Genomic DNA, 24,692 nt, shown 5'->3' with positions numbered 1-24,692 from the left:
CGGCCGGGTCGCTACGCCTGGTCCGCGGTTCGCTCCGGGAACAACTCGTCGAGGTCGAGATCCGGGTTCGTGTCCTGTCCTTCCACGAGTGCGGCCGCTTCTGCATCGGTGCCGACGCTGGGCATGGCGCCGGGAAGCGGGCGCCGTGCGGATTCCTTCAGCAGGGCGACGGCTACGAAGCCCGCGATCGAGGTGCCGATCACGTAGAACGCCGGCGCCAGCGCGGACCCGCTGAGCTGCACGAGCGATTCCATGATCACCGGCGCGGTCCCCGCGAAGAGTGCGACGGAGAGGTTGTACGAGATGCCCATTCCGCCGTATCGCGATGAGGTCGGGAAGAGCGCGGGCAGCGAAGACGCAAGATTGGCGACGTAGAAGGTCACGGGTACGGCGAGCAGGGCGAGCCCGAGAAGCGTCGACCACGTCTCGCCGTGCATCATGAAGAGGAAGGCCGGAACGGCGAGCACGATCGCGGTGCTCGAGCCGATGAAGAGCACCTTGCGTCGACCGATCCGGTCGGAGAGCTTGCCGGTGAGCGGGATGCACAGTGCCATTCCCACGAGCACGGGCAGCGTCAGGAGATTGCCGTGCACTTCGTCGTAGCCGAGGGTCTGGGTGAGGTAGGTCGGCATGTACGACGTGAGCGCGTACCCGACGGTGTTCGCGGCGGCGACGAGCACGAACGCGGTGAGCAGCTCGCGCCAGTACGCGCGGACCAGCGCGAGCACGCTCTTCGGGGCTTCGGGCGATGCCTCGGCGGATTCCGTGGCGCGCTCCGCCGCGTCGCGCGCCTCCTTGAAGGCTGGCGTGTCTTCGATCTTGAGGCGGAAGTAGATCGCGATCAGGCCGAGCGGCAGCGCCACGAGGAACGGGATGCGCCAGGCGAAGCCTTCCATGGCCTCTGCCGAGACGGTCAGCTGCAGGATCGAGACGAACGCGGCGCCGATCGCGAAGCCCAGGTACGAACCCATGTCGAGCAGCGAGGCGTAGAAGCCGCGCGTCCGATCGGGTGCGTACTCGGTGATGAAGGTCGTGGCCCCGGCGTATTCGCCGCCGGTCGAGAACCCCTGCGCGAGCTTCAGCACGATGAGGAGGATGGGGGCGAAGACGCCGATGACCGAGTAATCGGGCAGGACGCCGATGAGGAAGGTCGCGGCCGCCATCATGATGAGCGTGAACGCCAGCACCTTCTGCCGACCCATTCGGTCGCCGAGCTGGCCGAGCACGACGCCGCCGAGCGGGCGGGCGACGAAGGTGACGGCGAAGACGCCGAGGGAGAAGAGCGCCTGCGCCCCTCCCGAGGCGTCGGGGAGGAACACGCGACCGATGATGACCGCGAGGTACCCGTAGATCCCGATGTCGTACCACTCCATGAGGTTGCCGACGACCGTCCCGGCGATCGCGCGCTTGAGCATGGGGCGATCGACGATGTGGACATCGTCGACGGTGAGCCGCCTGGGTTCAGCGCTCTTCGCCTGGAAACGAGCGAACCATCCTCGCCAGAAGGCTCCGGCGCCGTTCGAATCGGGTGGGATGTGCATGCGCTGCTCCTTCGATTTCCGCATCGATGGAAGGCGAATGCGAGACCACGGTGATGGAAGGTGGTGGGAGGGTTGAGAGGTCAGTCGAGTTCGTCGAGCGCTCGGGTCAATCGTTCGAGCACCCGCGCCGCCGTGCCGGCATCCGCCTCGTCGATCTCCTCGATCTCGGAGACGAGCGCGGCGTGGTGACGCATGAAGATCGCCTCGACGTTGGAGATCGCCGTCGCGGTGGGCCGCAGGTAGTGGGCACGACGATCGCTGGGGTGCTCGACCCGGGCGACGAGGTGCCGCTTCACGAGTCGATCGACCACGTTGGTCACGTTCGCGCTCGACGTGCCGAGCATGCCGATGAGGTCTTTCGGCCCGAGGTTTCGCTCGTCCCTCGTCGCCTGCACGAGGTATCGGAGCGCACGCAGGTCGAGATCGGAGAGACCCGAGAGCCCGAGCGCGCTGGCTTCTTGGCGCTGCTCCGCCCGGCGCATCCGCAGCAGCGCGGCCGAGAGCGCCCGTCCGGCTTCCGAGGCGGGCTCGGGCGCGTACAGGTGCTCCGATTCGTTCAAGATGATGTTCTGCGGCATCGTCACCCCTCCAGCAGGCGCCACTCCATTTCGATACTCAGCATATTACACAAGTTATATGCAGTCTAATTGCTGAATCAAAAGGTCGTCTCAGCTATCAGCGCCACGACTGCGCTCCTCCTCCGCCAGACCGACGATGCGCGCCACCATGCCGCTGAAGATCAATCCGTGGAAGGGCAGCATTGCGAGCCAGTACAGCCGGCCCGCGAGTCCGCGCGGGAAGAACACCGCGCGTTGCCGGTACACGGAACCGCGGCCCGTCGGCTCGACGGACAGTTCGAGCCACGCCAGCCCGGGAACCCGCATCTCTGCACGGAGTCGCAGCAGACGGCCGGGCTCGATCGACTCGACGCGCCACACATCGACGGCGTCGCCGACGACCAGCCGAGTGCGCGAGCGCCGCCCGCGCTGCAGCCCCACACCCCCGGTGATGCGGTCGTACCAGCCGCGCAGCGCCCAGAGCCGCGGTGACGAGTACCAGCCGGTCTCACCGCCGATCTGCGTGATCACCGACCACACCGCATCGGGGGACGCCGTCGACTCGCGCTCGCGCTGATCGGTGAAGACGGTGCGCCCCGCCCACTCGGGGTCGCTCGGCAAGGGCTCGCTCGGTGCAGCGACGCGAGCGTCGACCCAGCTCGTCTCGACCCCGTCGACTTCGATCCGGCCGAGCGCGAGCCGCACGGCTTCGCGATAGGGAGTCAGGCCGTGCTCCGGTTGCGGCAGGATCGCATCGACGTCGTGGTTCTGCATGACGCAGCGATGCTGCAACGACTCGACGAGCGGCCGGGCGATCGACGTCGGCACCGGCGTCACCAACCCCACCCAGTGCGAGGCGAGCCGGGGGGTCAGCACCGGCAGGGATGCGATTCCTCGCTGCGGCAGACCCGCCTCGACGGCATACCCGTTCATCATCTGCCCGTACCTGAGCACGTCTGGCCCGCCGATGTCGAGCGCTCGATTGACGTCGTGCTCCACCCGTGCCGCGGCGAGCAGGTAGTGCAGCACATCCCGCACCGCGATCGGCTGGATGAAGTTGCGCACCCATTTCGGGGCCGGCATGTACGGGAGCACCTCCGTGAGATGGCGCACCATCTCGAACGATGCGGATCCCGATCCGATCACGACCCCGGCTTGCAGTTCGAGCGTCGGCACTCCCGAGGCGAGCAGAATCTCTCCCACCTCTGTGCGAGACGCGAGATGGGGAGAGAGCCGCACCCCCTCGGGGTGCAGGCCCCCGAGGTAGACGATGCGCGACACCCCGGCCTCGCGCGCCCGTGCGGCGACATTCTCGGCGATCTCGCGATCCTTCTCGGCGAACTCCGCCCCACTCGACATCGAGTGCACCAGGTACACGATGATGTCGACGTCGCGCACCGCCCTGGCCATCGCCTCGGCATCGCCCGCGTCGCCGACCTCGATCTCCGTCTCCTCCGACCACGGATAGGCGCGGATGCGCTCTTCCGAGCGAGAGAGCGTGCGCACGCGATATCCCGCATTCAGCAGACGCGGCATGAGCCGCCCGCCGAGATACCCGGTCGCTCCGAGCACGAGCACTCGCGGCATCTCCCCAGCGGGGCGAGGGATCGCACGAAGCACTTCTTCCTGCCCGGTCGGGGCGCTGAGGCCCTCTTCGCCCCCTGAACGATCTGCGCTGCTCTTCATCCGCTCCCCCACACCATCGGCCGAGACGGCACCCGTCTCGCGCTCCACCCCATGATCCGCGACTTCCCGCACGACCGCGATGGTCTTGACATTGTCGAGGACGCGAAAGTGCCCTCCCGTGTCGATCGGCACGTTGCGCGCTCCCGCGAGTTCACTGCCCTCGGGAATGTGGGGGTCGAACCGGGCGTAGACCGAGACGATGCGCGCATTCACCTCAGGAGCCTCGGCGAGGAGCACGATGGTCGGGTCGACAGGGGAGAACGCACGCAGGGTGCGGCCGAGCAGGTATCGCGCGTACCGGGATCCGCCGAACGGAGCGGCGACGGCCACCATGGACCGCACCCGGTCGGCGTGCCGCCCGAACGCCATCACGTGCTTGCCGATGAGCCCGCCCTTGCTGTGCGCCAGGAGCACGACGTCGGCCAGCCCGGCCGCGGCGAGATACTCGTCCACGATTCGCGCCCCCTCGACGACCGGAACACGGTTGTTGCGCAACGGGTCGAGCACGTGCACGGGGTGCCCGTCGCGATGCAGCCGTCGGATCAGCGGCAGCATGAACCGCCAGGGCTCGTACACGCCGGGAATCACGACGACCGGCGATTCCGAGCCGTTCAGGAAATCGCGCGGACCCGAGCGATCCCAGAGCGCGCGAGCCTGCCGGCGCACCGCGTAGACATAGTCCGCGGCCCACCAGGCCAGGCGACGCACGGTGCTGAAGCGGCGCTCGGCCGGGGCGCTCGTCAACGCGCGAGGCGCTGGGACTGGCGGCGCGTTCGTGTTCGTCGTTTCCCCCCGAGATCGTCATCGCACCGCGGCCCGAGGTCACTTGGTCGCCGTGGCAGTACGTTCCTGCTCGCGTGCGACGGTATCGCGCTCAGGCCCGCGTGACAAGCGCCGTGCCTCCCACGTCGCGGCCCACACGGAGTCATGGCGCGACCCATCCTGTCGGCCGCGGTACGTGAGCGATAAGATTGCTGCGGGCGACTCGCGTCACCCCCTCGCTGTGACCCATCGCGTTCTGTGCGACTTCGTGTCGATGGCATTTTTGAAAGGTACGCAATGAACGTCAGTACGAGCAGCCTCGCGGGAGCGATCACGTGGGCGAGAATCGAAGACGATTTCTTCGTCGGGAGCAGGGACGGCGAGTTCCTCGGCTTCATCGATATCGAGGAATCCGGCGTGTACGTGGTCTGCAACCAGTTCTCTCGTCCGGTCGGGCAGTACTCGGAGCTCGACAGCGCGATGGCCGCGCTGAGCGACGCATCGCTCGCCGCTCTCGAACAGACAGGAGTCGCCTGACATGCAGACCAACATCGCATCCACCGAGACGCGCACCGAGACGCTCAAGTCGCTCGTCTATTCGAGCGTCGCCGTCGCCCCCTTCAACGATGCCGAACTCGACGCCCTGCTGCTGCAGGCGCGTGCGCGCAACGAGGCACTGGGTGTGACTGGCATGCTCTCGTACCGCGGTGGCAGCTTCATCCAGTTCCTCGAAGGCTCCGAGGAGCACGTCGCGGAACTCATGGCCGATATCGAGGCCGACCCGCGCCACACGGACGTGCGCATTCTCATCGACGAGCGCATCTCGGAGCGGCAGTTCTCCAGTTGGACCATGGGGTATCAGCGCATGCGCACGACCGAGACACCCGTTCCCGCGGGGTTCCGCGATACGTTCACGGACCTCGAGCAGGGGGCAGATGACGTGATCACCGCTCGCGCGGCGAGCGAGCTCACATTCTGGTTCAAAGTTCGATCCGCTCGCTGACCAGTCGGAAAGCCGCTGTCGCAGGCGACCGGAAGCTCGCAGGCACTGGAATAGTCGTATTCTGTACTAAAACCTGACTTAAAATGGTCAGGGGACCAAGAATACGCGCGTGAAGGAAGTGTCGTGAGGAGCATCATCAGCAGCGAAGAGGAGCATCTGTACTCCACGGAGCCCATCACGGACTCCGCGCGCGCGCTCATCACCGCGATGCAGCAGTTGCGAGGCGCCCAGCAGCGCCAGGAGGCCCGGTCGCTCGATCAGTCGGGGTTGCACAGTCAGGACCTGCGCGCGCTGCGCTACATCGTGCAGGCCGACCGCAGCGGGCAGCCGATCAGCCCGAAGGATCTGATCACCATGCTCAAGACGTCGAGCGCGAATGTGACCAACGTCATCGACCGCCTCGTGAAGAAGTCGCTGGTCACGCGTGATCCGCACCCGACCGACCGGCGCGCGCGGTTCTTGAAGCCGACCGGGGTCGCGATCAATGAGGTCGATGCCGCGTTCGAAGAGCATCATGCCGCACTGATCGCCGCCGCGAACGGCATTCCGCAGAAGGACGTGGATACCACGATTCGCGTGCTCGGCGAACTCACCGCCGCACTGAACGACGTCGCTTGACCGCTGAGGCCGGGGGTGGCCGGCCCGAGCTACCGATCGAGGAGCCGCGGTCGCCGACCCGCCCGGCGGTCGAAGTGACTGCGCACTTCGAAGTGCGCCCGCACGGCATCAGCCATCTGCTCATCGAGCACCCAGGGCTGGTGGCTCGGATGATCGGGGTAGCGGAGGCGCAGAAACTTGCGCACGCGATGCCCGGGATGCACCCCTGGGGTGTGGCCGAGTTCATCGGCCAGTTCGCTCGGGCTCATCGGGTACTGCAACGCTGGTCTCCCCTCGGGCGCACGGCTCACTGAGGCTGTGCCGGTGCGCCATTGATCGGTCGCCGCGCACCCGTTCGAGGGGTCCGCGGATCAAAGTCGCCGTCACCGACTCCACCGGTAGCGTGTCAGGAGATCACAGTTCGGTCACGCGGCGCGCCGCGAAAGGTAAGAAGCTGACTTTAATTCTTTCTTAAACCAAATCCAATTTTCGCGAGGGGCCACGCTCTCCCGCGAGTGTCGAGCCGCCGCTGCATCTCGCGAACACGCGAGCGCAACGGCGGCTCAGATCACCGCGCTTAGGGCTGCAACCCTGCGATCGCCGGTTTGAAGCCGAGCCGCGGGTTCTCGCAGCACCCGGGGCGGCAGACGTCGAACCACGGACCGATCGACGTCGCGTTCGCACGCTCCTCGACCGGCCGCCCCTCGATGCGCTCCTGCACCAGATCGACGAGGGCTTCGACGAACGCGGCGTGCACCCCCGGAGTGGGCACGCGCGTCACCCAGAGCCCGCGCTCGGTCGCCGTCTCCGTCGCCTCCTCGTCGAGATCCCACATCACCTCCATGTGATCGCTGACGAACCCGAGCGGAACGATGACCACAGCCGTGCGGCCCTCGAGCGCAGTGATCGCGTCGTTGATGTCGGGCTCGAGCCACGGCTGCGACGGCGGGCCGGAACGGGACTGATACACCAACTGCCACGAGAACTCCGGGGCGGCCTGAGCGATGATCTCGGCGGCTGCGGCCAGGTGCTGCGCGGCGTACCCTCCGCCATCAGAGTCAGGGAAGAGACCGGCACCGGACAGCTCGGCGTCAGCGGTCGGAATGCTGTGCGTCGCGAACATGATCTCGACCTGATCCCCGCGATTCCCGGCGGCGAGCGCCTGCTCGACGCCGGCTCGCACCCCCTCGACGAACGGCTGCAGAAAGCCCGGATGGGAGAAGAACTGCCGCACCTTGTCGATGCGGAGCGCCTCCTGCAGGCCAGCGCTCTCGAGCGCATCCGCCCAGTCCTCCCGGTACTGACGGCACGACGAGTACGAGGAGTACGCGCTCGTCGGAATCGCCAGCATCGTGCGCACCCCGTCCGCGGCCGCTGCCGCGAGCGCCTCATCGAGATACGGCGCCCAGTTGCGGTTGCCCCAGTACACGGGCAGATCGATGCCCGCGGCGCTCAGTGCCGAGCGCAGCTCCGAGAGCAACTCCCGGTTGTGATCGTTGATCGGGCTCACGCCGCCGAAGTGCCGGTAGTGGTGCGCCACCTCTTCCAGACGCTCATCCGGGATTCCGCGCCCGCGTGTGACGTTGCGCAGGAACGGCAGCACGTCGTCCTGACCCTCCGGGCCGCCAAACCCCGAGAGCAGGATCGCGTCGTAGGCGAACGGCACGGTGGTGTGCTCTGGTCCGTCCTTCGTCGCGGAGGTCGCACTCGGCACGCGTGCGCCCGGGTCGAGATGCACCCGAGTCGCTGCGGGCGGCTTCGTCTCCCGGCGACCCGTAGGCCGGTAGCCCGTTTCCCCTGGAACGCTCTCGGTCAACGATGCGTCACTACTGTCCATCACGGTTCCTCCCATCACACCTGCTCCAATCAGCATAGATCTGATCTATGAGCATTCTTGCCAGGCTTCTCAGTAGCAGGCGCCGGCTCACGGGATCGACGCCACTCAGCAAATGAGAAAGAAACTGTGTTACAAAGTGAGTGTTGGAACGCGGTGGTGCCATCGCAAGCGGGCTCCGGCCCGAACCAACCGACGAAAGGGGATCATCATGGGACTCGACGACAAGATCAAGAACGCAGCTGAAGATCTCGGCGGCAAGGCGAAGGAAGCCGCTGGCAAGGCGACGGGCAACGAGAAGCTCGAAGCTGAAGGGCGCGCCGATCAGGCGAAGGCCGATATGAAGCAGGCCGCCGAAAAGGCGAAGGACGCCTTCAAGAACTGATTCTTGGGAGTACGCAGGTGGGGCGCGGAACGCGAGTTCCGTGCCCCACCTGTGCGTGAGGCCCTTCTTCGAGCGACTGCCAGCACCCGGCTACTCTGGCACTGGTTCGAGATGCACGACCTTCACCGTCGACATCTCGTCCAGCAATTCCGGCCCGTACCCGAACCCGGCACCGCTGCGGCCGCGAGGCTGAGCGGCCCCTCCGGGAGCGCCGCCGAAAACATTGTTGATCTTCACGGTACCCACCGCCAAGCGATCGATCGCGGCGTGCGCGTGCCCCAGGCTCGGCGTCAGCACCGACGCCGAGAGACCGTACTCGTCTGCTGCGGCACGCTCGAGCGCCTCCGCGAAATCATCGACGATCATGACCGGAGCGACGGGTCCGAACGTCTCCTCCCGCATCACGGCCATGTCGGGTGTGCACGCTTCGAGCACCGTGGCGGGATACCGACTCCCCGGCCCCTCCGGCACCACACCTCCGACGCGCGCTCGCGCCCCGCGATCCATCGCCGAGCGCACCTGCTCATGCACCTCGTCCCGCATCCGATCGTCGACGAGCGGAGGAACACGCTCTTCGGCGTCCCATCGCTGCGCCTCGGCGGCGAGCGCATCGATGAAGTCGGCCGCGATGTCGCGATGGACGAAGATGCGTTCGACAGAGGTGCAGATCTGGCCGGCGTTCGTGAACGCCCCGATCGCCGCCTGCTCGGCAGCCCACTGCACGGGAACGCCGGAATCGACGATCAAGGCGTCGTTTCCGCCGTTCTCGCGCACCAGGTGGGCTCCGGTGAGCGCGACGCTCCGCGCGATCCGCTCACCGGCATGCGTGGATCCCACGTGGGCGACGAGGTCCACCTCTGCAGAGCCGACGAGCACCTCGCCCTCTCGGGCGCCGCCGGTGACGGTCGAGAGCACGCCGTGCGGGAAGTGCTCGGCGAGAATCTCACCCAGCAGCACTCCCAGGTGCGGGCAGCGCTCGCTCGGCTTGTGGACGACGGTGTTCCCCATCGCGAGCGCGGCTCCGAGCAGACCGGCGCTCACCGCGACCGGGTCGTTCCACGGCGTCACGATCGCGGCGACCCCGCGGGGCTCTGGGCGCATCACGTCGAGCGACGTGCCAGAGCCCAAGAGGCTCTTCCCCCGGTGCACGGGTGCCAGTTCGGAGTACTGCAGCAGGGTGTCGACAGCTGCCCGCACTCCGCCGAGCGCGCCTTCGAGATCCTTCCCCGTCTCTCGGCGGTGGAGCTCGGCGACCTCCGCTTCACGTTCTGCCAGCGCGCGACCGGCTGCGCGAAGCATCTGTCCTCGCTCGCCCGCTGAGGTTCCCCGCCATCCGGGAAACGCCTCCCGCGCACGCTGAATGGTCTCGCGGATCTCAGCCTCCCCGGTCTTAGCGATGCTGCCGACGCTCGTGCCGTCCGCCGGATTCGTGATGTGCAGTTCGCTCTCGGCGGCTGCGTTCGTGTCGCTCTGATGCACGCGCATCCCTTCTGTACTTGGATCAGTGGTTGGTGGGGAGTTCTCGGTGGTCTCTGCCGCAAGCGGGCTGTGCGCCGTTGCCAGCGCGGGCCTCACTGCTCAGGGGCTGCGGCAATGTGCTCGTACGCTTCGAGGAGACGAAGCGCCTCGGTGCCGCGAGCGCCTTCGGCATCGAGGCCGGCCCGAACCGACGACAGCTTCTCCTCCGCCCCCGGGAACGGCGGCAGGAGCGGAACGTGCTGGGACACTGCCGCTTCGATGACGACCGGGCGCTGCGCCTGGAACGCCTCGTCCAGCGCAGATCCGAGCTGCTCGGGGGCTTCCACCCGGATCCCCTCCAGGCCGAGCAGCTTCGCGTACTCGGCGTAGGCGAACTCGGGCAGCTCCTGGGACGGAACGAAGCGCGGCTGCGCCCCCATCTCGCGTTGCTCCCAGCTCACCTCTGCGAGATCTCGGTTGTTGAGCACCAGCACGATGAACTGCGGGTTCTTCCAGCTCTGCCATCGCTGCGCGACGGTGATCAGCTCAGTGTTTCCGAGCATCTGCATCGCACCGTCGCCGGCCAGTACGGCGACAGGCCGACTGGAATCGGCTTCCTTCGCAGCGACGCCGTACGGTACGCCGCAGCCCATGCTGGCCAGCGTGCTCGACAGGTGCGCCGGCACCCCGCCTGAGAGCGGGATCTGCCGCGCGTAGTGGTAGACGCAGCTGCCGACGTCGCAGGCCAGGCGCATCGGCGGCGCGAGGCGCGACCCGAACTCCCGCACCGCGAGCTCCGGGTTGATGGGAGGAGCCGGCACCTCGGAGCGCAGTCGCGCCGTTTCGCGCCACTGCGTCACGCTGCCTTCGACCTCGTCGCGCCACGGCGTCCGGTCGCGCGGCTTCACTCGAGCAAGCAGCACCTCGAGGGTTTCGCCGGCATCGCCGACGAGACCCACTTCGACCGGGTATCGGTTGCCGAGCACGGCTGCGTCGACGTCGATCTGCACCGCCCGAGCGCTGCCGGGGGCGGGGTAGAACTCCGTCCACGGGTCATTCGAGCCCACGATCACCAGGGTGTCGCAGTGCTGCAGTGCGAAGGCCGACGCGTCGGAGCCGAGGTGCCCCATCGTTCCGGCCACGAGCGGGTGCGACTCGTCGACGTACGGCTTCCCGAGCAGACTCGTGGTGACGGCCGCTCCGAGGTGATCTGCGAGGCGGAGCAGCTCCGACTGCGCATTCGCGACTCCCCGCCCGGCGAGGATCGTGATGCGCTCCCCCGCTTCGAGCACGTTCACGGCGGCATCCAGATCCGCCGCGAGCGGGCGCGGCGTTCCTCGCGTGGAGAGCGGCGCGGTCACCAGGTGGCCGTGCTCCTGTCCGAGGTCGGGGGCGGGGGCCTCCTGCACGTCGTGGGGAAGGATCACCACGGTCGGCTGCGATCGGGCGCGCGCCGACCGGAAAGCGCGGTCGATCGCGAGGTAGATCTGCTCGGGAGAGCTCACGAGCTGCACGAACGGCGCGGCGACGTCGTGGAAGAGGGTTTGGAGGTCCACCTCCTGCTGGTAATCCGATCCGAGCACGCTGCGGTGCTGCTGCGCGACCAGGGCGACGACGGGAACGCTGTCGAGCTTCGCGTCGTAGAGCCCGTTGAGCAAGTGGATCGCCCCGGGGCCCTGCGTCGACGTGACCACTCCGACTCCGCCGGAGTATTTGGCGTCGCCGACGGCCATGAATGCCGCGCTCTCTTCGTGCCGGGCTTGGATGAACCGCGGCGCACGGTCACTCCGATCGAGCGCTCCGAGGAGCGGGTTGTTCCCGTCGCCCGAGTAGCCGTACAGTCGCTCGACTCCCCAGGCCGACAAGCGCTCGACGATCGCGTCTGCGACGGTGCCGCGTTCTTCCTCTGACTGTCCCATTACCGTTCCCTCCGTATTCGACGTGCTCGTCCCACCGCGGCGCGGCCCTACCAGCGCAGCAGCGCGAACGGCGGGCGCGGCTCGCGGGCCTCCCGGGCCGCGTCATCGGCCTCGGGTTCGTCTTCGATGATCCGAATCTGGGCATCGGTGAGCACCGCGGCCCGCGCGAGCGCTTCGGCGACAGGCACTCGCGCGATCTCGTGCGCCGCCGCGAACGTACCGCTCTCGGAGGCGACCCACGGCTCCGCATCCAAGACGCAGAGCGTCGCGGCCGAATCCTCGGTCGGACCCGGGATCAGACGCGCGTCGAGGAAGAGCTGCGCGACCTGAGCCTGCTGCAGCGCGGCGACGACCGCTTCCACGCCTTCCGCTCGGAGGCGCCCGCCTTCGGCGTGGGATGCGTCGATCGCTCCCGCCGTCTCCTCCGCGATGACGCGATCGAGCGCGGTCTCGATCGCGTCCGTCAACGCCGCATCATCCGCGCCGTCTGCTCGGGTGTTCGCGTCGACTTCGACGACGAGCGCCGAACTGTCGGGTGACAGCTGATCGCGCAGCAGCTGACGCGCCCGCACGTCGCCGGAGAGCGCGATGAATGCCGGCGATGCCTGCCGCGTCAATCGCTCAACGACCTCCGCCACTTCTGACTGGGTGTGCTTCCAGATCTCCTCCGAGTGGCGTTGCCAACGCGGCTGAGACCATCCGCCTGCCTGCACCTTCGGAAGGGAATCGGTGCGCCCCTCAACGCTCTCAGCTGCTTCGACGCCGCGCTGCCCGGCGGTCTCGAGGCGCACATCGGCTCCGTCGCGAGCGGTCTCCACGATGAGATAGCGAAGCATCGTGCCTCGGTGCCGGATGAGCGGTACGAGCTGGGGAAGGCTCCCGTACGCGAAGACTTCCGGGCCGCGGCGGGGGCCCGCGATCGCTTCGCGGATCACGATGCTCCCGTCGCGCACGAGGAGAAACAGCGTTGTCGGGTCGGGCGCTCCGGTGCGATCGCGAAGCACTTCGCGGATCGCCTCCACATCTGCGTCGGGCGCGCCGGCGGCCGCCACTCCGCGCAGCGTCCGCTCCTCGCGGGCCTCTGCTACGACCTGGGGCTCATCGCTGGTTCCGTCGGTGTACACCGTCGTCCACGGCCCAGGCGCCTGCGCTGCGTCCCGAAGTTCTCTTCCTGCGGTCATCACATCTCCTCTCGGTGATCGAAAGGCCTCGGCATCGAAGCTCCACTTCTAACCTGGGGCGTCGGGGTCGTCTTCGCGACGGCCTTGAAGCAATGCCCGAGTCCCCCTAAACTCCCCCATCACCGGCTCATGAGGCCGCCGCACGAGGCGGCGGCCAGACTCCGCTGATGCAGCCGGCCAGGATCGGCGCCGGCAGGCGCAGCGATCCGCACCGAGAGAAAGGGAATCCGATGGAAGACCAGAATCCAGAAGTGATCCGCGACAGCGCGGACAAGGCCGAAGAGGACGTCGAGACCACTCAGGAGAGCGACACTCCCCAGCAGGCGGAATCCGAGCACGCCGAGGAAGACGGGGGGCAGCAGGTGCTCCCGGAGACCGACCTCGGATAGCCGGACCGAAGCGCCGCCCCGCCCAGAGGATCTCACTGCTCAGTGAATGCGCGGCTCGCCGGTCGCGGTGATCGTCCTCTGGGCGACGCGGGTGCGTCTCCCGGCGCGGAGTGATCCGGCGTCGGGAGGCGCACGTCGCGACCCGGTTCGAGCTGCGCCTCGTCACCGAAATGCCGGATGCGGAGCGGTGGCCCCTCGCGCAGGCGATACGTCGTCGCGTCCCGGGTGATATCCAGTTCGATCACGGAGCCGTGGAGGCGCACCGCGAAGCTGAGACGGCTGAGGCGCGCAGGCAGCCGCGGGCTCAAGCTCGGCGCTGCAGCGCTGTCGCGGAGGCCCCCGAATCCGCACACGAGCGCCGTCCACACGCCTGCGAGCGCCGCGACGTGGAGGCCCTGGTCCGTGTTCTCGTGGAGGTCGTCGAGGTCGAGGGTCGCGACCTCCGCGAGATAGTCGTACGCGAGGTCGAGGTGACCGAGTTCTGCGGCTACCACGGCTTGGGCGGCAGCGGAGAGCGAGGAGTCGCGCACGGTGAGCGCTTCGTAGTAGGCGAAGGCGCGATCCTTCTCCTCGTGCGAGAAGTGCTCGTGCGCGAAGAACAGCGCGAGTACGAGGTCCGCCTGCTTCACCACCTGCTTGCGGTAGAGATCGAAATACGGGAAGTGATCGTGCAGCGAGTACTGCTCGGGATGCGTCGACTCGAAGTCCCAGCGCTCGAGATCCGTGTACCCGGCCGATTGCGGATGCACCTCGCGCTGGGCATCGAACGGGATGTGCATCGCATCTGCCGCAGCGTCCCATGCGGCGACCTCGTCGTCCGCGATGCCGAGGCGGCGTGCGACGTCGGGGTGCGCCCGTGCCGCCGACACGGCTCCCCGCAGATTCACCTGAGCCATCAGGTTCGTGTAGACGTTGTCGTTCATGACGGCTGAGTACTCGTCCGGGCCGGTCACGCCATCGATGTGGAAGGCGCCCTGGCCATCGGTACGGCCGAGCGAGAGCCAGAGCCGCGCGGTCTCGGCGAGCATCTCCACCCCGCACTCGCGTTCGAAGTCGATGTCGCCCGTGGCGCGCACATACTGCACGACGGCGGCCGCGATGTCGGCGTTGATGTGGAACGCCGCGGTGCTGGCCGGCCAGTACCCCGAGCTCTCACGCCCATCGATCGTGCGCCAGGCGAACGACGCTCCCCGCAGATGCAGCAGCTTGGCGCGCTCGCGTGCGTGGTCGAGCGTTGCGTACCGCCAGCGGAGCGCCTGCTCGGCAGCGCCGGGCATGGTGGAGATGAGCACCGGAAGCACGAACGCTTCGAAGTCCCAGAACGTGTGCCCCTCGTACCCCGACCCGGTGAGCCCTTTGCCCGGGATCGAGCGCAGCTCCAACCGCGCCGAGGCCTGGTGCATCTGGAACAGGGCGAAGCGCACCGCCTGCTGCAGCCGTGGCTCGCCTTCGACGCGAACGTCGGCGCCCCTCCAGAACTCGTCGAGGCGCTGCCTCTGGCTCTCCAGCAGGCCGTCCCAGCCCAGGCGCACGGCGCCCGCGACGGCTGCAGCCACCTGTTCCTGCAGTGTGGCGTCGGATGCTCTCGCGGACCATTCGTGGCCGACGAATTTGACGAACTCCAGCGTCTCTCCCGCACCCAATGAGGCTCGGATCGTCGTCCGCGCAACATCGCCCTCGGCGTGAGAGCGCAGGGTCGCTCCGACACCCCCGGCCGTCCGTCCGCCGCAGAGCACGTGATCCATGGAGGTCGCGACCGTCAACCCGCTCTCCCTGGTGCGGTGCACGACGGTGGCACAAGTACCGGCGACCGCACTGGAGCGGCCGATGAGCGGCTGGGCGAGCAGATCCTTCACACGAGGATCGCCATGATCGGTCGGGAGCGGTTCGTTGGCCAGCACTTCGGATTCCACCGTGATGTCGACGGGCGATTCCAACGCCCGAACGGAGTACCGCACCGCCGCGATGGATCGGTGTTCGAACGAGACCATTCGCGTGGAGCGGATCTCGACAGCTTCGCCCGCCGGCGTCGTCCAGGTCAGACTCCTGCTCAGCGTCCCCTCCCGGAAATCGAGGCGTCGCACGTGGTCGTCGACCGTTCCGTGTCGCACGGTGAACGGCTCCCCATTCACCGTGAGCCGGATGATCTGCCCGTTCGGCACGTTGATGACGCTTTGGCCGGTCTCCGGGTACCCGTAGCCGTCTTCTGCATACGGCATCGGATGCTCTTCGAAGACGCCGTTGAGATAGCTGCCGGCGACACCGCGAGGGTCGCCCTCGTCGAGGTTCCCGCGCCACCCGACGTGACCGTTGGACAATCCGAAGATCGTCTCCTCGTGCGCGAGGTACCCCGCGTCGATCCCGCCGGTGCTGAGGCCCCACGGGTCCACGTCGAACTTCGGTGCCGTCACAGGATCCTCCTCAATTCGGGCAGCAACTCGGTCTCGCATCGCCTCAGAAACGTCAGCTGATCGCGCCCCACGTGATGCAGGTACACGTGATCGAAACCAGCGGCGAGCTGCGCGATGCGATCGGCCATGTCGATCGCCGAATCGGAGATCACCACTGCGTCTTCGAGCGCCCCGTCCGACAATCGGGCGACGGCCTCGTAGTCCTCGGGATCCTCCAGATCCCACATGAGCTCGCTCGAGACGGTGCTGTGCGCCCACTGCTCCTCGGCTTCGCGCGTCGCCTCCTCCGCGGTCTCGCCCAGACTGACATGCACCTGCAGCCGGGCACTCCCCTCAGCGTTCCCTGCTCGAAATCGTTCGAGGATGCCCTGCGTCTCCGCTGGCGTCGACGCCACCGTGATCAGCCCGTCCGCCCAACCTGCCACCCACTGCGCCGTTTCGGCGCTCGCCGCGGCGCCGAGCAGCGGCACACGTTCGTCCGGGCGACTCCACACCCTGGCGTTGTGCACGTGGGTGAGGTCGCCGCGAACACTCACCCGTTCTCCGTCGAGCAGTCGTCGGATCACGTCGTGGCACTCCCGCAACCGGTCCTGGCGCGCAGACTTCACGGGCCAATCTTCGCCGGTGACATGCTCATTGAGCGCCTCGCCGCTGCCCAGCGCTGCCCAGAAGCGGCCAGGGAACATCTCGGCGAGGGTTGCGATCGCCTGGGCGACGATCACCGGATGGTACCGCTGCCCCGGCGCGTTCACGACGCCGAAGGTCAGGTCGGTCGTCGCCATCGCCGCTCCCAACCAGCTCCACGCGAACCCTGATTCGCCCTGCTGTCGTGTCCAAGGCGCGAGATGATCCGAGCACATCGCCGCTTCGAATCCGGCTTGCTCGGCGAGGCGGACCGTCTCCAGCAGCTCTCTCGGAGAGTGCTGCTCGTGCGACGCGTGGTAGCCGATCACTGCCATCTGTCAGACCCCTTTCCGGCCGGGCACGGGCTCGGCCGCTCGCGCCCGTGCGCACGACTGCGCACTGTTGAAACACGAGGCTACTGAGGCCCGCCGGGGTGCATCAACGGCTTGCGCTCGGCCCACCCGATTCCCTATGCGGCGGTTCCGGCCAGTGCCACTGCTGCCGCGGCCCCGTCAATCCCCCTGCGCCCGGCTCGTCGGTGCGTCATGCTCAGACCAGAGAAGCGGGGGGGGAGGAGAGAAGGCGAGGACGCTGTGCGCCAGCATGAACGCAACAACAGAATCTCCCAGGCGGTTCCGTTCTGGGCGTGGATGACGATCGTGGTCGTCGGCCTCGTCGTCATGATCGCACTGCCGCTGATGGGGCGGTGAGGCGTGATGCGGGAGTTCATGCGGAGTACACGACTCAGCCTCGTGTTCCTGATCATCTTCTTGCTGACGCTCATCGGGCAGTCCGTCGTGGGGTTTCTCTACAACAACGAGGAGCTCACCCAGCACGGCCAACCGGAGATCGGCTACTTCGAATTCGTGACCACCTCGGCGTTCCTCGTGGACGTCGCCGAGAACTGGCAGTCCGAGTTCCTGCAGTTCTTCCTCTTCATTCTGGCGACGATCTGGTTCATCCAGAAAGGGTCGCCGGAATCGAAGAAGCCTGGTGACGAAGGGCTCGGCTCGGATGAGGATCAGCTCGTTGGAAGTCATGCGCGGCGCGATTCTCCGCGCTGGGCCCGCGCGCACGGTGTGCGACTGTGGATCTATTCCAATTCCCTCCTGCTCACCATGGGTGCCGTGTTCGTGCTCTCCTGGTTCGCCCAGTCGCTGGCCGGGCACATCGTGGCGAACGATGAGAACATGCAGCACGGTCTTCCGCCCGAGAGCTGGGGCGCATACGTCGTGTCGGCGGAGTTCTGGAACCGCACGCTCCAGAACTGGCAGTCCGAGTTCCTGGCTGTGGGCGCGATGGTGGCGTTCTCGATCTACCTGCGTCAGCGCGGGTCCAGCGAGTCGAAGCCGGTGGGCATGCCGCACCACACGAGCAGCGAGGAGTCGCAATAGGGGGCTCGCGATGTGCACCCCTCGCGGGGAACGCACGCCCTCCTAGACTGACGACCATGTCTGCGCCGCTGAACTTCGTCGGTTCCATTCGCATCTCAGCGGATCCCCTCACCGTGTACGGCGTGGTGTCTGACGTGACGCGCACCGGCGAGTGGTCGCCGACGTGCCGTGAGTGCTGGTGGGATGAGGATCATGGCCCGCGCCGGGGCGCCTGGTTCATCGGGCTCAACGTCACGTCCGAGCGGGAGTGGAAGACCCGCAGCCAGGTCGTCGTCGCCGACCCCGGGGTCGCGTTCGGCTGGAGCGTCGGCCCGGGCCGCGTCGTATGGACCTACCGCATGGAGCCGTCGTGTGACGGGACCCTGCTCAGCGAATCATGGGAGTTCACGCCGGAGGGGCAGGCGTACTTCGCCGAGCGTTTCGGTGAGCACGCCGCAGAACAGGTGGCGGTGCGCAGCGCGGCGGCGCGCGAGGACATCCCCGCGACGCTCGCCGCGCTCAAGCGCATCATCGAGCAGTAGGCCAGCCGCAGTTCAGGATGTGAGGCGGCAACGAGACGCACTCGATGACCACTTGCTCGCGCATCTGAAATAGACCATATATTCCGGTCACGTTTCACTTCTGTGGCAGCAGGGAACCGCCGATGAGTGAAGCGTGGGTGCACTTCTCTGAACGGCTCCCCATGTGTCCCGCGACCTCGTCGTGCTGAGTGGCGCAGTAGCCGAGCAGTACGTCAAGAAGAATGCTGATCTCATGTGAGTGATCCTCCTTCCAAGGACGAAGCCTGGCCCACTGTCCTCAGAGGTCCCGTCAGAGATGCATGACTACCGGTCGCGGCGCGCAGAGCACTCAATGTAATCGAGCGAATACGGCTTTTATGCGGGCGAGTGCGCAAATGTGCACCAACGCTGCTGCATGAGCGTCGGCGAGTGCTGTACTTATCGGCGAAACGCTTGAGCGCCGGTGTGCCGTATCCGCGGCACCGCCAGGGCTCATCGAAGCCAGGACGCGCTCGACCTGCAGACGCATGTGGTCGCCCGCCAACCGAACCGTTGCACGAATACGTCGAGAGTTAGATCGCATGCTGGTAGAGAGCTGCCCCGATGGGGAAGCCGCGCGTCGGATTGCAGCGGAGAACCGGGTCGACACTGAGTCGTTCGCTCCACCGTGGGCCGACGCATCTCGCGTGCTCTTTCAGGGCACCTTCGACCAACTGTGGGAAGTGCGTTGCAAGTCCATTCTCGAAACCGTCATCGACCTTCGCGCACTCGAACCACTCGTACTGCTTCCCGACGACATCCAGTTCGACCACTACAGGAGCCGGTACGAGACGCTCTACGGCGATGCCGCGCTCGATGTACTGGCCTCGCTCACGATGGGCGAAACGGACATCGCCCGTGGTCGCTTCATCTTCATCGATCTCGAGCCCGTCATGCTTGCGCTCAGCACCGAGTTCGACATCGCTCTGCACCGACTGCTGCACAGTGGACGGCTTGGCCTCCCGATGGTCGGTGTCGCCACGTCGCGTCCGGAGTGCATTGCCGTCACCGGCTTTGACCATCTCACCGACCAGACGATGCCGGGGCGTGACAGCGGCACGGCCCATTCTTCGACTGCGCAGTGACCGGGATTTCGAGCGCGTAGCCGCCATCGTTCCTGCTGCCGTGCACCGGGTTCCCTGGATCGCGCGCCTCGCTGAACTGGAAGCCGGTCCCCCGGCCGAGGCGAAATAACCGGAGCGCGTCGGCCACCTCCTCCGGGAACCAAGAAACCCCCTCCGAAGAGGGGGTTTCTCAGAGACTCTCTGTAGCTGAGGCGGGGCTCGATCCCGCGACCTCACGATTATGAGTCGTGCGCTCTAACCAGCTGAGCTACTCAGCCAAACTGGCCCGCACGAGTGCGAGCCAGAGAGTCAGAGCCCCGACCGGGATTTGAACCCGGGACCCCTTCCTTACCATGGAAGTGCTCTACCACTGAGCTATCGGGGCGTGGCCACCGTGCGATGACAACCGTTAGAGAATAGCACTGTTCGCGGCACAAAGTGAAATCTGGTTGGCTAGTACTGCGCACCCGGGCGGGTCTTCTGCCGGAGGTGCTGAGCACAGGTGAGGAGCAGGCGTGCGGAGCTCGGTCGTAGTCGTCGTCGGAGTGGTATTGGCGCTGTGGATGGCGGCCGGCCGCTGGCTGTTCGGCATCGGTGGCAGCCTGACCTGGTGGTACCTCCCGACAATCGGGTTGGTGTTCATCTGGTTGCAGGTGTGGCAGGCGCGCCGGCTGCGCGTGACCGCATCCCGCGGGCGTCGCACGAGCCGGAGCACGATCGTCACGCTGATCCTCGCGTGGGTCTGCGCGATCGGTTTCGGCCTGACCGTTCCCGACCGCGTTGGCGATGACCTCGTCTCCATCCTCAGCCTCGCCGGGGGTTCCGCGTTCTCGGCGGAGATGTCGCTCGCGCTCTGCAACCCGTTCGGCATCCTGGCGTTCACGCTCGCGATCGCCTCGCTCGCATTCGCGTATGCGGATGCCCGCGACCCGAAGCCGGAAGAGGACGAGCACCTGGACGAGCACCCGGGTGGCAGCACTGCCATGATGGCGCACCCGCTCGCCTGAGCATTCCCCTCCCGCGAGCACGAGGGTTCCCGTCGACCGTGCACCGAGAAACGCAGCTCAACCCCTCGGAGTCGAGAGGAACCCTCGGTGTCAGCGCTAAGACGCGGGCAGTGCAGCCTCGATCGCCGTGAGCGACCGGGCGAGCGCGGGCCGGGGGTCGATCGCGTAGCTTCCGTCCCCGAACAGTTCCACGGTCATCCACCCCGAGTAGCCGTGCCGGTCGAGGGCCGCCAGAATGTCCTCGAGCGGAAGCTCGCCGTCGCGCCAGGCGAGGTGCCCAGTCGGCGTGCCGTCGATGAGGTGCACGTGACGCACACGGTCTGCGAGCAGCGCGAAGTATCCGTCCACCGTGTCTCCCGCCGCCGCCATCGCCACGGTGTCGAGCGCGACGCCGAGGTTCGCAGCGCCCACGTCTTCGAGCGCTCGAGCGGCGTCTTGAGCGGTGTTCACGAGGTTCGACTCCACCCGCTGCAACGGCTCGAGGAGGCACTCGAGTCCGAGCGTCTGCGCGTATGCGGCGATCTCCCCGAGTGCGTCGATCGATCGCCGCCACGCCGATTCTCGAGCCTCGCTCTCGAACCCGCGGCCGGGGGTGAGAAAGAGCTTCGGTGCGCCGAGCTCGACGGCCAACTCGGCCGCACGTCGGAACGTTGCAACGCTCGTCGCACGCATCCGGGGATCAGGGGATGCGATGTTCACGGGGTACATCACCTGCTCGGGCGTGAAGCAGACGATCTCGAGACCGCGCGATGCCGCAGCACGACGCATCGCCCGAGCATCGGCGCCACTCATCCACGGCACGTGCAACTGCGGTGCGACGCCCCACAGCTCGACGCCGGTGCGGCCGAGAGCCGCAAGATCGTCGAGGCACTGGTCGAGCGGGTGGTGCTGATACGAGAAATTGGATCCACTGACCTGCGTGAGCGCGAGCGACACGATGCGTCTCCTTACTTTCCGACCCCGTCGGCGAGGCCCTTCACGAAATAGCGCTGGCAGGCGAGAAACAGCACGACGACCGGCACCGCCGCGATGACCATCCCGGCGAAGACCACCGGGTAATCAGTGCCGTGCTTGCTCATCAGGCTCGTCAGCCCCACCGGCAGCGTCTGCGCGCCGACGCTGCTGGTGAAGACCATCGCGAAGAGGTATTCGTTCCATGCGAAGAGCACGTGCAGCAGCACCGTGGAGACGAGAATGGGTTTGCACATCGGCAGAATGATCCGCCAGAACGTCGTCCAGCGGCTCGCGCCATCGATCTGCGCGGCCTCGTCGACCTCCATCGGCAAGTCGATCATGTAAGAGCGGATCAAGAACGTCGTGAAGGGAATGCGGAAGGCGGTGTAGAGCACCATGAGCGCCCAGAAGGTGTTGTAGAGCCCGAGCGCTTGGAACATCTTGACGAGCGGTACCAGTGCGACGGCGGGGGCGAGCATGAGCCCGCCGAGAATGATGCCCGACCAGAATGCGCTGAACGGGATCTTCACGCGAGTGAGCCCGTATGCGGCCCAGGCGCTCACGAGCACCGTCGTGACCGTCGAGACGACCGTGACGAGCAGGCTCGTGGTGAGGAAGTCGCTCACGCCGCGATTCCAGGCGTTCGCGTAGTTCTCCCAGCTCCACTGCTGCGGCAGGGCGAACGGATTGCCGAACAGCTCGGTGTTGGTCTTGAAGCCGTTGAAGATCATCCACAGCAGCGGGTAGATGACGATCACCGCGAGGCCGATCAAGAAGGACCAGGCGAAGACACGACCGATGATCCCGAGAAAACCCGCTCTGCCGATGCGAGCTCGCTGCGGTCGCACCGTCAGCAGTACTGCCGTCTCGGTACTCATACCTCGACCCTCCGTTTCCGTGTGTACCAGAGCTGTGCGAGGCCGATCCCGAGCGATAGCAGGAAGATCACGACGGCGATCGCCGCCGCGTACCCGAAGTCGTTCCTCACGAACCCGTTGCGGTACAGCCATGTGCCGAGCACCTGCGTCGAGTTGTTGGGTCCGCCACTCGTCATCACCATGACCTCGTTGAACACCTGGAATGCGCCCGAGATGGTGACGATCATCATGAGCCCCGACATCTCGCGAACGAGCGGGAGGGTGATGGTGAAGAACCGCCGGAACGGGCCGACGCCATCGATCTGCGCCGCCTCGTAGAGTTCGGTCGGGATCCGCTGGATCGCGACGGTGAAGAGCAGGGCGGAGTAGCCGAATCCCTGCCACTGGCTCATCGCGATGATCCCGAACATCGCCGTGCTCTCCTGCCCGAGCCAGGGTTGCGCGAGGGCGTCGAGGCCGAAGAACCCGAGGGCGCTGTTGAGCATGCCGATGTTCGGCTCGTAGATGAAGTAGAAGAGCAGGCCCGAGACCGTGATCGAGATGGCCGATGGGATGAAGTAGATCACCCTCAGTGCGTTGCGCACCCGGGCATTCCTGACGCTCTCCACCATGGAGGCGATGACCAGCGCACCACCGACCTGGAAGATGATCGAGGCGGCAGCGTAGAGCAGGTTGTTGCCGAGCGAGCGCCAGAAGATCGGATCGTGCAGCAGCTTCTCGAAGTTCTTCGCTCCGACGAACTCCTGCGTTCCCGAGTAGATATCCCACTCGCCGGTCGCAAAACCGAAGTTCTGCACGAGGGGAAGATAGACGAAGGCGATGAGGATGAGAATCGCGGGGGCCAGCCACAGCAGCCCTCTGAGCGATGCGAGGCGCTTTTGCATGTCAGTCACCTATCCGTTCAGGATCCGGCGGGGCGGCCGAGCTGCAGCACTCGACCGCCCCGAGCAGGATCACTGCGCCATCGAATTCGCGTTCTGCACGCTCGCGAGGATCTCATCGGGTGACGTATCACCGCTGATCAGCGCCTCACCGCCCGCGAGCCACGCGTCGGCCACTTCCGGAACGGTGACGGTGTCGAGCCAGACCACGAGCTGCGAGGCATCATTGACCTGCTCGATCCCGCTGAAGACCGCTGCGCTCGAGGTCTCCTCGGTCACCGCTCCGATGACGGTACTCGGCTGACCGTAGGGCGGAGATGAGAGCGTCTGGGCGTTGGCCTGGTCGGTCGCGAACTTCATGAAGTCCACGGCGAGCGGAGCACGAGGAGACTTCGCGTTGATGAGGTAGCCCTCGGGCGACCCTTGGATGGCGTCGGTGTCGCCCTTCGCCCCCTCGGGAACCGGCAGCTTGAAGATGCCGAAGTTCTCGGGAGTGAGCGCTGCGCCCTCGGCGGTCACCGTGTCGAATTCGAGGATCTCCTGGTAGTACATGGCCGCTCGGCCCCCGGAGAGGGCCTCCTGCGCGGTGGTGTACAGCACCCCGTTGGTTCCCCTGCCGGAGTCCGTGCACTCCGTGACCAGCTGATCGAACTGCTCGAGCGACTCGACGTAGCCCGGGTCGCTCCACTCGGCCGTCGCGGGGTCGAAATCGGCGTGCAGGGTATCGGATGGCACGTTGTACCCGAACAGCTGCTGCAGGTAGTGCAGGGCGGGCCAGCCGTCCTTGTTTCCGAACGCGATCGGCTCGTACCCGGCCTCGCGCAGGGGCCCGCAGGTATCGATGAGCTCCTCGAACGTCGTCGGCACCTCCACGCCGGCCTGCTCGAATGCCTCGACGTTGTAGCCCATGAACTTGCCATTGTTGTAGAGCGGTACGCCGAAGTACTTGTCATCGAACTTGAAGGCGTCGAGCGAGGCTTCGCCGAACTGCCCGCCCCACTCCGTTCCCGGCGCGATCACTTCGCTGAGGTCTGCGGCGAGCCCGCCCTCCACGAAGTTCTGAGCCCATGTGCCCGCCCACGTGAAGTAGATATCGGGGAGCGCCCCCGAAGCCGTCAGCGTTTTCGTCTTGTCCTTGACCGACTGATCCGTCTCCTGGATGAACTCGAACTCCACGTCCGGGTGCTGCTTCTGGTATTCCTCGGCGACGTCGAGAAAGTACGGCTCGAGTGGTTCGCCGGCGAACTTGGTGAGGACGCTGAGCGTGCCAGAGTACTCAGGCTCGGCCGTGACGTCGACGGCTTCACCGCCGCCACCGCCGCCCCCGGTGCATCCGCTGAGCGCGATCGCCGCCGCGGCGGCCATCACCATGACCGATGTTGTCTTCCGATGCATATTCATGCCCTCCTCGTTGAGAGCGCCGCTGTGCGCGACGGCCCGCCAGGTGTATTGAACGGCGTCGGCAAGTTTTCGTCCGGCGTACTGATACCGGTCCCACCTGCCTGAAAAGTATTGTGACCGAATGGCGGCGGCACCGCAAGCCCCGGTCACGCGAGTACTCAGTATTTTCGGGCATGAAGCCGCGTGTAACCGGAAGTGTGTTGACGGGGTCGCATTCGTCATGGCAC

At 66.6% G+C, this 24,692-nt stretch carries 23 protein-coding genes and 2 tRNA genes; 9 read left to right on the top strand and 16 right to left on the bottom strand.

What is annotated here, in order from left to right; translation table 11 throughout:
* Positions 1–11 precede the first annotated feature (11 nt).
* The 3 genes from ABFX18_RS10195 to ABFX18_RS10185 form a co-directional block, all read right to left on the bottom strand.
* Positions 12–1,541 carry an MFS transporter gene (locus ABFX18_RS10195; protein WP_346058249.1) on the bottom strand — a complete coding sequence of 510 codons (1,530 nt, stop codon included), beginning with the start codon at positions 1,539–1,541 and terminating at the stop codon, positions 12–14.
* An 80-nt stretch (positions 1,542–1,621) separates the two neighbouring features.
* Entirely contained in the window at positions 1,622–2,119 is a 498-nt protein-coding gene (locus ABFX18_RS10190) for a MarR family winged helix-turn-helix transcriptional regulator (RefSeq protein WP_346058248.1), read from the bottom strand.
* Between the two features lie 90 nt (positions 2,120–2,209).
* Positions 2,210–3,784, bottom strand: a complete 1,575-nt coding sequence (locus tag ABFX18_RS10185; protein ID WP_346058283.1) for an SDR family oxidoreductase — start codon at positions 3,782–3,784, stop codon at positions 2,210–2,212.
* Positions 3,785–4,843: 1,059 nt separating this feature from the next.
* Between ABFX18_RS10185 and ABFX18_RS10180 the strand changes: the two genes are divergently transcribed.
* The 3 genes from ABFX18_RS10180 to ABFX18_RS10170 all read left to right on the top strand — a co-directional run bounded on the left by ABFX18_RS10180 (position 4,844) and on the right by ABFX18_RS10170 (position 6,167).
* Positions 4,844–5,083, top strand: coding sequence for a hypothetical protein (locus ABFX18_RS10180; RefSeq protein ID WP_346058247.1), 240 nt, complete (start codon positions 4,844–4,846; stop codon positions 5,081–5,083).
* Position 5,084: 1 nt separating this feature from the next.
* On the top strand, positions 5,085–5,549 hold the full coding sequence (locus ABFX18_RS10175) for a BLUF domain-containing protein (protein WP_346058246.1): 465 nt from the start codon (positions 5,085–5,087) through the stop codon (positions 5,547–5,549).
* 123 nt (positions 5,550–5,672) lie between these two features.
* Positions 5,673–6,167: a MarR family winged helix-turn-helix transcriptional regulator gene (locus ABFX18_RS10170; RefSeq protein WP_346058245.1), complete on the top strand. Its 495-nt coding sequence runs from the start codon at positions 5,673–5,675 to the stop codon at positions 6,165–6,167.
* A gap of 29 nt (positions 6,168–6,196) precedes the next feature.
* On the opposite strand, the gene ABFX18_RS10165 is transcribed toward ABFX18_RS10170, so the two are convergent.
* Both ABFX18_RS10165 and ABFX18_RS10160 read right to left on the bottom strand, forming a co-directional pair.
* Positions 6,197–6,415 carry a hypothetical protein gene (locus tag ABFX18_RS10165; RefSeq protein ID WP_090152320.1) on the bottom strand — a complete coding sequence of 73 codons (219 nt, stop codon included), beginning with the start codon at positions 6,413–6,415 and terminating at the stop codon, positions 6,197–6,199.
* Positions 6,416–6,723: 308 nt separating this feature from the next.
* The gene (locus tag ABFX18_RS10160) at positions 6,724–7,983 is read right to left on the bottom strand and encodes a ferrochelatase (RefSeq protein WP_346058244.1); all 1,260 of its coding nucleotides are present in this window, start codon (positions 7,981–7,983) and stop codon (positions 6,724–6,726) included.
* Between the two features lie 208 nt (positions 7,984–8,191).
* Between ABFX18_RS10160 and ABFX18_RS10155 the strand changes: the two genes are divergently transcribed.
* The gene (locus tag ABFX18_RS10155) at positions 8,192–8,365 is read left to right on the top strand and encodes a CsbD family protein (RefSeq protein ID WP_200332220.1); all 174 of its coding nucleotides are present in this window, start codon (positions 8,192–8,194) and stop codon (positions 8,363–8,365) included.
* Positions 8,366–8,455: 90 nt separating this feature from the next.
* On the opposite strand, the gene ABFX18_RS10150 is transcribed toward ABFX18_RS10155, so the two are convergent.
* The 3 genes from ABFX18_RS10150 to ABFX18_RS10140 all read right to left on the bottom strand — a co-directional run bounded on the left by ABFX18_RS10150 (position 8,456) and on the right by ABFX18_RS10140 (position 12,923).
* Positions 8,456–9,850, bottom strand: a complete 1,395-nt coding sequence (locus ABFX18_RS10150; RefSeq protein ID WP_428833662.1) for an aldehyde dehydrogenase family protein — start codon at positions 9,848–9,850, stop codon at positions 8,456–8,458.
* 86 nt (positions 9,851–9,936) lie between these two features.
* A complete protein-coding gene (locus ABFX18_RS10145; RefSeq protein WP_346058242.1) occupies positions 9,937–11,742 on the bottom strand; it encodes a thiamine pyrophosphate-requiring protein in 1,806 nt (601 codons plus the stop codon).
* Positions 11,743–11,789: 47 nt separating this feature from the next.
* Positions 11,790–12,923, bottom strand: coding sequence for a baeRF2 domain-containing protein (locus ABFX18_RS10140; RefSeq protein WP_346058241.1), 1,134 nt, complete (start codon positions 12,921–12,923; stop codon positions 11,790–11,792).
* Positions 12,924–13,153: 230 nt separating this feature from the next.
* Between ABFX18_RS10140 and ABFX18_RS10135 the strand changes: the two genes are divergently transcribed.
* Positions 13,154–13,312 (top strand): hypothetical protein, encoded by a 159-nt coding sequence (locus tag ABFX18_RS10135; RefSeq protein WP_211649216.1) that lies wholly within the window; start codon positions 13,154–13,156, stop codon positions 13,310–13,312.
* A gap of 32 nt (positions 13,313–13,344) precedes the next feature.
* Here the strand turns inward: ABFX18_RS10135 and ABFX18_RS10130 are convergent, their stop codons facing one another.
* Together ABFX18_RS10130 and ABFX18_RS10125 are read right to left on the bottom strand one after the other, a co-directional pair.
* Positions 13,345–15,723, bottom strand: coding sequence for a glycoside hydrolase family 65 protein (locus ABFX18_RS10130; RefSeq protein ID WP_346058240.1), 2,379 nt, complete (start codon positions 15,721–15,723; stop codon positions 13,345–13,347).
* Entirely contained in the window at positions 15,720–16,682 is a 963-nt protein-coding gene (locus ABFX18_RS10125; protein WP_336661827.1) for a TIGR03885 family FMN-dependent LLM class oxidoreductase, read from the bottom strand. Before ABFX18_RS10125 ends, ABFX18_RS10130 begins: the two co-directional genes overlap by 4 nt.
* Positions 16,683–17,075: 393 nt before the next feature.
* Here ABFX18_RS10125 and ABFX18_RS10120 point away from each other — a divergent pair, with 393 nt between their 5' ends.
* The 3 genes from ABFX18_RS10120 (at position 17,076) to ABFX18_RS10110 (ending at position 19,365) form a co-directional block, all read left to right on the top strand.
* Positions 17,076–17,741, top strand: a complete 666-nt coding sequence (locus ABFX18_RS10120) for a DUF6766 family protein (RefSeq protein ID WP_428833661.1) — start codon at positions 17,076–17,078, stop codon at positions 17,739–17,741.
* Between the two features lie 56 nt (positions 17,742–17,797).
* Positions 17,798–18,262 carry an SRPBCC family protein gene (locus ABFX18_RS10115; RefSeq protein WP_346058239.1) on the top strand — a complete coding sequence of 155 codons (465 nt, stop codon included), beginning with the start codon at positions 17,798–17,800 and terminating at the stop codon, positions 18,260–18,262.
* A gap of 506 nt (positions 18,263–18,768) precedes the next feature.
* Complete coding sequence (locus tag ABFX18_RS10110) at positions 18,769–19,365, top strand: hypothetical protein (RefSeq protein ID WP_346058238.1); 597 nt, start codon at positions 18,769–18,771, stop codon at positions 19,363–19,365.
* A gap of 183 nt (positions 19,366–19,548) precedes the next feature.
* On the opposite strand, the gene ABFX18_RS10105 is transcribed toward ABFX18_RS10110, so the two are convergent.
* A tRNA-Met gene (locus ABFX18_RS10105) sits at positions 19,549–19,622 on the bottom strand.
* A 35-nt stretch (positions 19,623–19,657) separates the two neighbouring features.
* Positions 19,658–19,729: transfer RNA gene (locus tag ABFX18_RS10100), tRNA-Thr, on the bottom strand.
* Between the two features lie 130 nt (positions 19,730–19,859).
* On the opposite strand from ABFX18_RS10100, the gene ABFX18_RS10095 reads away from it, so the two are divergent.
* Positions 19,860–20,351: a hypothetical protein gene (locus ABFX18_RS10095; protein ID WP_346058237.1), complete on the top strand. Its 492-nt coding sequence runs from the start codon at positions 19,860–19,862 to the stop codon at positions 20,349–20,351.
* 96 nt (positions 20,352–20,447) lie between these two features.
* Here the strand turns inward: ABFX18_RS10095 and ABFX18_RS10090 are convergent, their stop codons facing one another.
* The 4 genes from ABFX18_RS10090 to ABFX18_RS10075 all read right to left on the bottom strand — a co-directional run bounded on the left by ABFX18_RS10090 (position 20,448) and on the right by ABFX18_RS10075 (position 24,459).
* On the bottom strand, positions 20,448–21,287 hold the full coding sequence (locus ABFX18_RS10090; RefSeq protein ID WP_346058236.1) for a sugar phosphate isomerase/epimerase family protein: 840 nt from the start codon (positions 21,285–21,287) through the stop codon (positions 20,448–20,450).
* Positions 21,288–21,298: 11 nt separating this feature from the next.
* Positions 21,299–22,183, bottom strand: coding sequence for a carbohydrate ABC transporter permease (locus ABFX18_RS10085; RefSeq protein WP_090152389.1), 885 nt, complete (start codon positions 22,181–22,183; stop codon positions 21,299–21,301).
* Positions 22,180–23,067: a carbohydrate ABC transporter permease gene (locus ABFX18_RS10080; protein ID WP_090152392.1), complete on the bottom strand. Its 888-nt coding sequence runs from the start codon at positions 23,065–23,067 to the stop codon at positions 22,180–22,182. Before ABFX18_RS10080 ends, ABFX18_RS10085 begins: the two co-directional genes overlap by 4 nt.
* 69 nt (positions 23,068–23,136) lie before the next feature.
* The gene (locus ABFX18_RS10075; RefSeq protein ID WP_090152516.1) at positions 23,137–24,459 is read right to left on the bottom strand and encodes an ABC transporter substrate-binding protein; all 1,323 of its coding nucleotides are present in this window, start codon (positions 24,457–24,459) and stop codon (positions 23,137–23,139) included.
* Positions 24,460–24,692: the final 233 nt, after the last annotated feature.

Origin of the sequence: Leucobacter alluvii, from assembly GCF_039530485.1 — a bacterium.
Taxonomy (GTDB): Bacteria; Actinomycetota; Actinomycetes; order Actinomycetales; family Microbacteriaceae; genus Leucobacter; species Leucobacter alluvii.
This window is presented reverse-complemented; position numbering and strand designations above follow the sequence as displayed.

Bases quoted from the DNA above. Each gene is read 5' to 3' on its own strand.
- ABFX18_RS10195 (WP_346058249.1), bottom strand. From the start codon at position 1,541: ATGCACATCCCACCCGATTCGAACGGCGCCGGAGCCTTCTGGCGAGGA.
- ABFX18_RS10190 (WP_346058248.1), bottom strand. From the start codon at position 2,119: ATGCCGCAGAACATCATCTTGAACGAATCGGAGCACCTGTACGCGCCC.
- ABFX18_RS10185 (WP_346058283.1), bottom strand. From the start codon at position 3,784: ATGAAGAGCAGCGCAGATCGTTCAGGGGGCGAAGAGGGCCTCAGCGCC.
- ABFX18_RS10180 (WP_346058247.1), top strand. From the start codon at position 4,844: ATGAACGTCAGTACGAGCAGCCTCGCGGGAGCGATCACGTGGGCGAGA.
- ABFX18_RS10175 (WP_346058246.1), top strand. From the start codon at position 5,085: ATGCAGACCAACATCGCATCCACCGAGACGCGCACCGAGACGCTCAAG.
- ABFX18_RS10165 (WP_090152320.1), bottom strand. From the start codon at position 6,415: ATGAGCCCGAGCGAACTGGCCGATGAACTCGGCCACACCCCAGGGGTG.
- ABFX18_RS10160 (WP_346058244.1), bottom strand. From the start codon at position 7,983: ATGGACAGTAGTGACGCATCGTTGACCGAGAGCGTTCCAGGGGAAACG.
- ABFX18_RS10155 (WP_200332220.1), top strand. From the start codon at position 8,192: ATGGGACTCGACGACAAGATCAAGAACGCAGCTGAAGATCTCGGCGGC.
- ABFX18_RS10150 (WP_428833662.1), bottom strand. From the start codon at position 9,850: ATGCGCGTGCATCAGAGCGACACGAACGCAGCCGCCGAGAGCGAACTG.
- ABFX18_RS10145 (WP_346058242.1), bottom strand. From the start codon at position 11,742: ATGGGACAGTCAGAGGAAGAACGCGGCACCGTCGCAGACGCGATCGTC.
- ABFX18_RS10140 (WP_346058241.1), bottom strand. From the start codon at position 12,923: ATGACCGCAGGAAGAGAACTTCGGGACGCAGCGCAGGCGCCTGGGCCG.
- ABFX18_RS10135 (WP_211649216.1), top strand. From the start codon at position 13,154: ATGGAAGACCAGAATCCAGAAGTGATCCGCGACAGCGCGGACAAGGCC.
- ABFX18_RS10125 (WP_336661827.1), bottom strand. From the start codon at position 16,682: ATGGCAGTGATCGGCTACCACGCGTCGCACGAGCAGCACTCTCCGAGA.
- ABFX18_RS10120 (WP_428833661.1), top strand. From the start codon at position 17,076: ATGCGGAGTACACGACTCAGCCTCGTGTTCCTGATCATCTTCTTGCTG.
- ABFX18_RS10115 (WP_346058239.1), top strand. From the start codon at position 17,798: ATGTCTGCGCCGCTGAACTTCGTCGGTTCCATTCGCATCTCAGCGGAT.
- ABFX18_RS10110 (WP_346058238.1), top strand. From the start codon at position 18,769: ATGTGGTCGCCCGCCAACCGAACCGTTGCACGAATACGTCGAGAGTTA.
- ABFX18_RS10085 (WP_090152389.1), bottom strand. From the start codon at position 22,183: ATGAGTACCGAGACGGCAGTACTGCTGACGGTGCGACCGCAGCGAGCT.
- ABFX18_RS10080 (WP_090152392.1), bottom strand. From the start codon at position 23,067: ATGCAAAAGCGCCTCGCATCGCTCAGAGGGCTGCTGTGGCTGGCCCCC.
- ABFX18_RS10075 (WP_090152516.1), bottom strand. From the start codon at position 24,459: ATGCATCGGAAGACAACATCGGTCATGGTGATGGCCGCCGCGGCGGCG.